This window comes from Streptomyces sp. NPDC051172, from assembly GCF_040682555.1.
Lineage (GTDB): Bacteria > Actinomycetota > Actinomycetes > Streptomycetales > Streptomycetaceae > Streptomyces.
In genome coordinates this window covers 1-7,974 of the sequence record NZ_JBFBBE010000218.1, presented here as the reverse complement: position 1 = coordinate 7,974, position 7,974 = coordinate 1, and the positions used below count along the sequence as shown (strand labels likewise).

Genomic DNA, 7,974 nt, shown 5'->3' with positions numbered 1-7,974 from the left:
TCGGTAAGCCGTGTGCGGGAAAACCGCACGCACGGATTGAAAGGGGACGGAGGAACCGGGCCTGCAAGGGCACCGCGCCTCCAACTACCAATGGCTGACCTCGACCTCCGTCTGGTCCGTTACTTCACCGCCGTCGCCGAGCACCGCCACTTCGGGCGTGCCGCCGAGGCCCTGCACATCACCCAGCCGTCCCTCAGCCGGCAGATCGCGGCCCTGGAACAGCAGCTCGGCGCCCGGCTGCTGGACCGCACCCCGCGCGGCACCCGGCTCACCGAGGCCGGCGAGGTGTTCCTGCCGCGTGCGCGGGCGCTGCTGGGCGCCGCCGAGCAGGCCGCGGCCGAGGCCCGGGCCGCCGCCGAGCCCAGCCGGTTCACCGTCGGCTTCACCAGCGGCCTGATCGTCACCGCGGCCGTGCGTGAGCTGCGGCGCCGGCATCCGGACGCCGACGTACGCAGCCGGCATCTGCGCTGGGACGGGGCGCGCGCCGCGCTGCTCGAACGCCGGGTGGACGCCGTGGTGACCCGGCTGCCCTTCGCCACCGACCAGTTGGAGGTGACCGTCCTCTACGACGAGCCCAGAGCCGTGGTGGTCCCCGTCGACCACCGCCTGGCCGGCAAGGAGTCCGTCACCGTCGACGACATCGCGGACGAGCCGATGCCCCGGATCACCGGCGCCGACCCCGCCTGGGCGTCCTTCTGGCGCCTGGAACCCCGGCCGGACGGCCGCCCCGTGCCCGACGGCCCGGAGATCCTGGACCTGGAGGACAAGTTCGAGGTCGTCGCCGCTGGGGAGGCCCTGGTCGTCACGGCCTATCCGACCGGCATCACACTGCGCCCCGACCTCACCGCCGTCCCGCTGCACGGCGTGGAGCCCAGCCAGGTCGCCCTCGCCACCCGGGCCGGCGACCGCAGCCGTCTGGTGTCCGCGTTCCGCAAGGTCGCCCGCACCCACCTCACCCGGCCGTCCGAACCAGTGTGACGAGAGGCCGCCCAGGGCCCCCGTATCGCGATAGCGTCACACCGTCCCCGCGTGACGCAATGCCTTCACCACCCCGGAGGTGCCCGTGGTCGCCGACACCTGTGCCAACTGCGGCAAACCGCTCCCCGCACGGGCGGGGCGCACGGGCCGCAGCTCCGTGTACTGCTCGGCCGCATGCCGGCAGAAGGCCTACCGGGAGCGGCAGGGGACCGGGGCGGGGGCCGGCGGTGTGCAGCGCCTGATCGACGACATCGGGCGGCAGGTCCAGGAACTCACGCCGCAGCCGCCCTCGGTCCTGTACTCCGGGGTCGCCGACCTGTCGGCCGCCGTGGCGCGGCTGCGGCGGGTCGCCCGGACCGCCCGGGACACCGCGAAGGAACCCCAGGGGCCCGCCGAGCCTTCCGTAACACCGACAGCCGTTACGGAAATCCCCCTCACCGAAGCCGACTTCGCCACCCTCACCGAGGCCCACCGCCGGGAGATCCACGTCCACTGCTACCGCATGACGGGTTCCTACGACGACGCCGAGGACCTGGTGCAGGAGACGTTCCTGCGGGCCTGGCGGGCCCGGGAGTCCTTCGAGGGACGCGCCGGTGCCCGCACCTGGCTGTACCGCATCGCCACCAACGCCTGCCTGGACTTCCAGCGCCGCACTGCCCGCCGCCCGCAGCGCTACGAGCCCGTCCCCGGCATGAACCACGGCACCGGCGAGGCACCCGCACGCATCACCTGGCTGCAGCCCTACCCCGACGACGAGCTGCCCACGGCCGAGGAGGACCGGCCGGACGTCGCCGCCGTCTCCCGCGAGACCCTGGAGCTGGTCTTCCTCGCCGCCATCCAGCACCTCCCGCCCCGCCAGCGGGCCGTGCTGATCCTGCGGGACGTGCTCGGCCTCACCGCCGCCGAGACCGCCGAGGCCCTCGACCTGACCGTGGCCTCGGCCAACAGCGCACTGCAGCGGGCCCGGCCCACCCTCCGCGACCACCTGCCCGGGCAGCGCGCGGAGTGGAGTGCGGGCGAGCCGACGGAAGCCCAACGCACCGTTCTGCAGCGGTACATGACCGCCGCCGAGCAGCTCGACTTCGCCGCGATGACCGCCCTGCTCAGCAAGGACGTCACGCTCACCATGCCGCCCAACCCGTTCTGGTTCACCGGCCGGGACGCCCTCGTCGAGTTCCTGCGCCCCACCCTCGACCCCGCGTCCCCCATGTTCTTCGGCCACTGGCGCCATCTGCCCGCCCGCGCCAACGGGCAGCTCGCGGCGGGCGGCTACGTCCGCAGACCCGGTACGCACGTCCACCGCGCCCAGGTCCTCGACGTCCTGCGCTTCGACGCCGACGACCGGATCGTGGAGATCACGTCCTTCGAACCGCATCTGTTCCCGGCCTTCGGACTGCCGCTGCGGCTGTGACGACCGATGAGTGATCGGGGTGCGGTGCGTCTGTATGACCGACCGATACGGAACACCCCTACCGAGGAGATCACCATGCTGCTCACCGACAAGACCGCGATCGTGTACGGCGCCGGCGGCTCGATCGGCGGTGCGGTCGCCCGCGCCTTCGCCGCCGAGGGCGCACGCGTCCACCTGGTCGGACGGACCCGGGAAACGCTGGAGGCCGTGGCCGCCGACATCAAGGACGCCGAGGTCGCCGTCGTGGACGCCCTCGACGAGGCGGCCGTCGAGGAGCACCTCGCGGGCGTCGGGGACGTGGACATCTCGTTCAACCTCGTCACCCGCGGCGATGTGCAGGGCGCCCCGCTCACCGACATGCCGGTGGACGACTTCATGCGGCCGGTGCTGGACGGCGTCCGCGCCAGCTTCATCACCGCCCGCGGTGCCGCCCGCCGCATGGCCGAGCGCGGCTCCGGCGTGATCCTCACCCTCAACAGCGGTTCCGCGCACGGCAGTCCGATGATGGGTGGCACGGGACCCGCCGATGCCGCCATCGACACGCTCGTCCGCAACCTGGCCCTGGAGTGCGGTCCCCGCGGGGTGCGCGCCGTGGGCCTGTGGGCGGCCGGTGTACCCGAGACCTTCACCGTCGAGAAGCTCTCCGCGGTCAACCCCGCCATCGACGAAGCCGCCGTCCAGGGCATCGTCGACAACCTCGCCGGAATGCGTATGACCCGCCGCAACCCGACCCTCGCCGAGGTGGCCGCCACCGCCGTCTTCCTCGCCTCGGACCAGGCGGGCGGCATCACCGGCACGTTCGTCAACGTGACGGGCGGGATGGTCGTGCGCTGAGCGCAGGAACGAGAACCTGAGCGCGGACACGAGAAGGGCGCCCGGTGTGACACCGGGCGCCCTCGTTCTCGTACTGCTCCGGGCGACTACGCCTGCGCGTCCGCCGCCTGCGCCTTCAGTGCGCGCTCCACTCCCGACCGGGACTCCGACACCAGGCGCCGCAGGGCCGCGCTGGGCTCGGCGGAGGCGAGCCAGGCGTCCGTCCGGTCCAGGGTCTCCTGGGACACCTGGAAGGCCGGGTAGAGGCCGACCACGATCTGCTGGGCGATCTCGTGCGAGCGGGAGTCCCAGACGCCCTTGACCACCTCGAAGTACTTCTCGGCGTACGGGGCGAGCAGCTCACGCTGGTCGGTCTGGACGAAGCCGCCGATGACCGCCTCCTGGACGGCGTTCGGCAGCTTGTCGGACTCCACCACCTGCGCCCAGACCTCCGCCTTCGCCTCCACGGTCGGCCGGGCGGCACGGGCGCTGGCCGCATGGCGCTCGCCGGCGGCTGTCTTGTCCCGCTCGTACTCGCCGGCGATCTCCGCCTCGTCGTAGCGGCCCACCGCGGCCAGCCGCTGCACGAACGCCCAGCGCAGCTCGGTGTCGACGACCAGGCCCTCGATCGTCTGCGAACCGTCGAGCAGCGCCTCCAGCAGGTCCAGCTGCTCCGGGGTCCTGGCGGTCGCCGCGAATGCCCGCGCCCAGGCCAGCTGGTGGTCGCTGCCCGGCTCGGCCGCGCGCAGGTGGGCCAGCGTGGCGTCGGTCCAGCGGGTGAGCAGGGCCTCGCGGGCGGCCGGGTCGGCGTACAGGTCGATCGCCAGCTTCACCTGGCGGTGCAGCGACTGCACGACACCGATGTCGGACTCCTTGCCGATGCCCGACAGGACCAGCGAGAGGTAGTCGCGGGTCGCGAGCTCCGCGTCCCGTGTCATGTCCCAGGCGGAGGCCCAGCACAGGGCACGCGGGAGCGACGACTCGAAGTCGCCCAGGTGCTCGGTGACGAACGCCAGGGACTTCTCGTCGAGACGGACCTTGGCGTACGACAGGTCGTCGTCGTTGAGCAGGACGACGGCCGGGCGGCGCCTGCCCACCAGCTGCGGCACGGCGGTCAGTTCACCGTCGACGTCCAGCTCGATGCGCTCGTCACGCACCAGCTTGCCGCTGTCCTCGTCGAGTTCGTACAGGCCGACCGCGATGCGGTGCGGGCGGAGGGTCGGCTCGCCCTTGGCGCCGGCGGGGAGCGCCGGGGCCTCCTGGCGGATGGCGAAGGAGGTGACGACACCGGCGGCGTCCGTCTCGATCTCGGGACGCAGGACGTTGATGCCCGCCGTCTGCAGCCATTTCTCCGACCAGTTCTTCAGGTCGCGCCCGGAGGTCTCCTCCAGCGCGCCCAGCAGGTCGGACAGGCGCGTGTTGCCGTATGCGTGACGCTTGAAGTACGCCTGAACGCCACCGAAGAACTCGTCCATGCCGACGTACGCCACCAGCTGCTTCAGGACGCTGGCGCCCTTGGCGTAGGTGATGCCGTCGAAGTTGACCAGGACGTCGTCCAGGTCGTTGATCTCGGCCATGATCGGGTGGGTGGACGGCAGCTGGTCCTGCCGGTAGGCCCACGTCTTCATGGAGTTGGCGAAGGTGGTCCAGGAGTGCGGCCAGCGCGAGGCGGGGTGGTGGGCCTGGCAGGCGATGGAGGTGTAGGTGGCGAACGACTCGTTCAGCCACAGGTCGTTCCACCACTCCATGGTGACCAGGTCGCCGAACCACATGTGCGCCAGCTCGTGCAGGATGGTCTCCGCGCGCAGCTCGTACGACGCGTCGGTGACCTTGGAACGGAACACGTACTGGTCCCGGATGGTCACCGCGCCCGCGTTCTCCATCGCGCCCGCGTTGAACTCCGGCACGAACAGCTGGTCGTACTTCTTGAACGGGAACGCGTAGTCGAACTTCTCCTGGAACCACTCGAAGCCCTGCCGGGTGACCTCGAAGATCGCGTCGGAGTCGAGGAACTCGGCGAGCGAGGGCCGGCAGTAGATGCCGAGCGGCACGCTCTGCCCGTCCTTCTCGTACACGCTGTGCACGGAGTGGTACGGGCCCACGATCAGCGCGGTGATGTAGCTGGAGATCCGCGGCGTCGGCTCGAAGACCCAGGTGTCGTCCTTGGGCTCGGGCGTCGGCGAGTTGGAGATGACGGTCCAGCCGGAGGGGGCCTTCACCGTGAACTGGAAGGTCGCCTTGAGGTCGGGCTGCTCGAACGACGCGAACACGCGGCGGGCGTCCGGGACCTCGAACTGGGTGTAGAGATAAGCCTGTTGGTCCACCGGGTCGACGAAGCGGTGCAGCCCCTCACCGGTGTTGGTGTAGGCGCAGTCGGCGACGACCCGAAGGATGTTGGGGCCCTCGAGCAGCCCCGGAAGGGTGATCCGCGAGTCCTTGAAGACCTCGGCGGGGTCGAGGCTGTCGCCGTTCAGCGTCACCTCGTGGACGGTCGGGGCCACCAGGTCGATGAAGGACTCGGCGCCGTTTTCGGCCACGTCGAAACGGACCGTCGTCACGGACCGGTAGGTGCCGCCCTCCTGCGCGCCGGAGAGGTCGAGATCGATCTCGTACGAGTCAACGGTGAGCAGCTTCGCCCGCTGCTGCGCCTCTTCGCGGGTCAGGTTTGTGCCAGGCACGCGGTCATCTCCTCGTCATGTGTCGGTTCAGCCATCCTTCCACGGGACCGTGGGGAGGGCGACGAGGGTTTTCCCGATGGATCAACCGGTGGGCGCCCCGGACCGTCACGTCCGAATCCCGCCGGTCCCGCGGCCCCGCCCGCGCCAGCCTGGATGCATGACGACGTACACCGCACGCCCCATCGCCCCGTCCGTCCTCAAGGAACTGCGCACCACCGACGACGCGGGCCGTCCGATGGTCCCCGTGGCCGACGACGAGGGCGGCGCCCCGCTGCGCTGCTGTCTGCGCCGCAGCGAGCCGGGGGAGCGCATCGCCCTCGTGTCGTACGCACCCCTGCGCCGCTGGGCGGCCGACACGGGCGCCGAGCCAGGGGCCTACGACGAGCAGGGGCCGGTCTTCATCCACGCGGACGAGTGCCCGGGCCCCGACGGCGACGGCTACCCCTTCGACAACGCCCACCGCACGGTCCGCCGCTACGCCGCCGAGGGGCACATCCTCGGCGGCGAGCTGGTCGACGCCCCCGACGACGCGGCCTTCCACAACGCGTTCGACGACCCGTCCGTGGCGCTCGTCCACGTCCGGGCCGTCGAGTACGGCTGTTTCCTCTACGAGGTCAGGAGGCCTTAGCCCTTCAGCTCGGCCGCCACCAGCTCCGCGATCTGTACCGCGTTCAGGGCCGCGCCCTTGCGGAGGTTGTCGTTGGAGATGAACAGCGCGAGGCCGTTGTCCACCGTCTCGTCGCGGCGGATGCGGCCGACGTAGGACGGGTCCTGGCCGGCGGCCTGGAGGGGGGTCGGGATCTCGGAGAGCGCGACGCCCGGGGCGCCCGCCAGCAGCTCCGTCGCGCGCTCCGGGGAGATCGGGCGGGCGAAGCGGGCGTTGACCTGGAGGGAGTGGCCGGAGAAGACCGGGACGCGGACGCAGGTGCCGGAGACCTTGAGCTCGGGGATCTCCAGGATCTTGCGGGACTCGTGGCGGAGCTTCTGCTCCTCGTCCGTCTCGTTCAGACCGTCCTCGACGAGGTTGCCCGCGAAGGGGAGGACGTTGAAGGCGATGGGGCGCTTGTAGACGCCGGGCTCCGGGAAGTCGACCGCCGAGCCGTCGTGCGTCAGCTTGTCGGCGTCGGCGACGACCTTCTGCGCCTGGCCGTGCAGCTCCGCCACGCCGGCGAGACCCGAGCCGGACACCGCCTGGTAGGTGGCGACGACCAGCGCCTCGAGGCCCGCCTCCGCGTGCAGCACCTTCAGGACCGGCATGGCGGCCATCGTCGTGCAGTTCGGGTTGGCGATGATGCCCTTGGGGCGGTCCGCGACCGCGTGCGGGTTCACCTCGGAGACGACCAGCGGGACCTGGGGGTCCTTGCGCCATGCCGAGGAGTTGTCGATCACGACGGGGCCCTGCGCGGCCACCTTCTCGGCCAGCGCCTTCGAGGTCGCGCCGCCCGCGGAGAACAGCACGATGTCCAGGCCGGTGTGGTCGGCGGTCGCCGCGTCCTCCACCGTCACACCGTCGAGCACCGTGCCGGCCGAGCGGGCCGAGGCGAACAGGCGCAGCTCGGTGACCGGGAAGTCGCGCTCCTTGAGGATCCTGCGCATGACCGTGCCGACCTGCCCGGTTGCTCCGACGATTCCGACCCTCACGGCGACTCCTTCTGCGTGTTCCTGTATGTCTGCGGCGTTTCCATCATGCGGCCGACCCGGGTCCGCCTGTCCAATTCTTTGCGCTCCATGCCCGAAGCCTGGGACGCCGCACCGCGAACAACAGTTGCGGAACTCCGCCCACACCCGCGCTGAGCTGGAGAAATTCACCTCACGACGGCCCGTTACCGCAAGCTGTGCTGGCCGCGCGCGCCGGTGTGACGTACACCTCTGCACGATTCCCCACGGCCGGGCCGAACGTTTCCGCCGGCTCCGGCGTCGTAGAGGAAACGCGGTGAGGGGGTGGCTTGTGCTGCGCAGAAAGGCCCGCCGTGGCCAGGAGGACGATCATGGCGATCCTCTGGACGCGGCTCAGGAACGCCGGGTGCGGGCGGTGCTCGCACTGGGCGGGGTGCCGCGGTGGGGGCAGGCGGGCGGGGGGGGGGCGGTGCGGGT

6 protein-coding genes and 1 pseudogene are annotated in these 7,974 nt (G+C 71.3%); 5 read left to right on the top strand and 2 right to left on the bottom strand.

All coding sequences use genetic code 11. From position 1 onward, the window contains the following. The first annotated feature begins 90 nt into the window (after positions 1-90). From AB0N07_RS48860 to AB0N07_RS48850, 3 genes are all read left to right on the top strand, one after another. On the top strand, positions 91-978 hold the full coding sequence (locus AB0N07_RS48860; protein WP_365847150.1) for a LysR family transcriptional regulator: 888 nt from the start codon (positions 91-93) through the stop codon (positions 976-978). An 85-nt stretch (positions 979-1,063) separates the two neighbouring features. Then, the gene (locus tag AB0N07_RS48855; protein ID WP_365847148.1) at positions 1,064-2,389 is read left to right on the top strand and encodes a sigma-70 family RNA polymerase sigma factor; all 1,326 of its coding nucleotides are present in this window, start codon (positions 1,064-1,066) and stop codon (positions 2,387-2,389) included. A gap of 75 nt (positions 2,390-2,464) precedes the next feature. Then, on the top strand, positions 2,465-3,223 hold the full coding sequence (locus AB0N07_RS48850) for an SDR family oxidoreductase (protein WP_365847146.1): 759 nt from the start codon (positions 2,465-2,467) through the stop codon (positions 3,221-3,223). 86 nt (positions 3,224-3,309) lie between these two features. On the opposite strand, the gene pepN is transcribed toward AB0N07_RS48850, so the two are convergent. Beyond that, positions 3,310-5,880: an aminopeptidase N gene (pepN, locus tag AB0N07_RS48845; RefSeq protein ID WP_365847144.1), complete on the bottom strand. Its 2,571-nt coding sequence runs from the start codon at positions 5,878-5,880 to the stop codon at positions 3,310-3,312. 157 nt (positions 5,881-6,037) lie between these two features. On the opposite strand from pepN, the gene AB0N07_RS48840 reads away from it, so the two are divergent. Beyond that, positions 6,038-6,508 carry a DUF1203 domain-containing protein gene (locus AB0N07_RS48840; protein WP_365847142.1) on the top strand — a complete coding sequence of 157 codons (471 nt, stop codon included), beginning with the start codon at positions 6,038-6,040 and terminating at the stop codon, positions 6,506-6,508. Here AB0N07_RS48840 and AB0N07_RS48835 read toward each other — a convergent pair. Next, positions 6,505-7,521 (bottom strand): aspartate-semialdehyde dehydrogenase, encoded by a 1,017-nt coding sequence (locus AB0N07_RS48835; RefSeq protein ID WP_365847140.1) that lies wholly within the window; start codon positions 7,519-7,521, stop codon positions 6,505-6,507. The genes AB0N07_RS48840 and AB0N07_RS48835 overlap by 4 nt on opposite strands. Positions 7,522-7,828: 307 nt before the next feature. Between AB0N07_RS48835 and AB0N07_RS48830 the strand changes: the two are divergent. Then, positions 7,829-7,974 (top strand): annotated as a pseudogene (locus tag AB0N07_RS48830) (RNA polymerase subunit sigma-70); the annotation flags it as partial.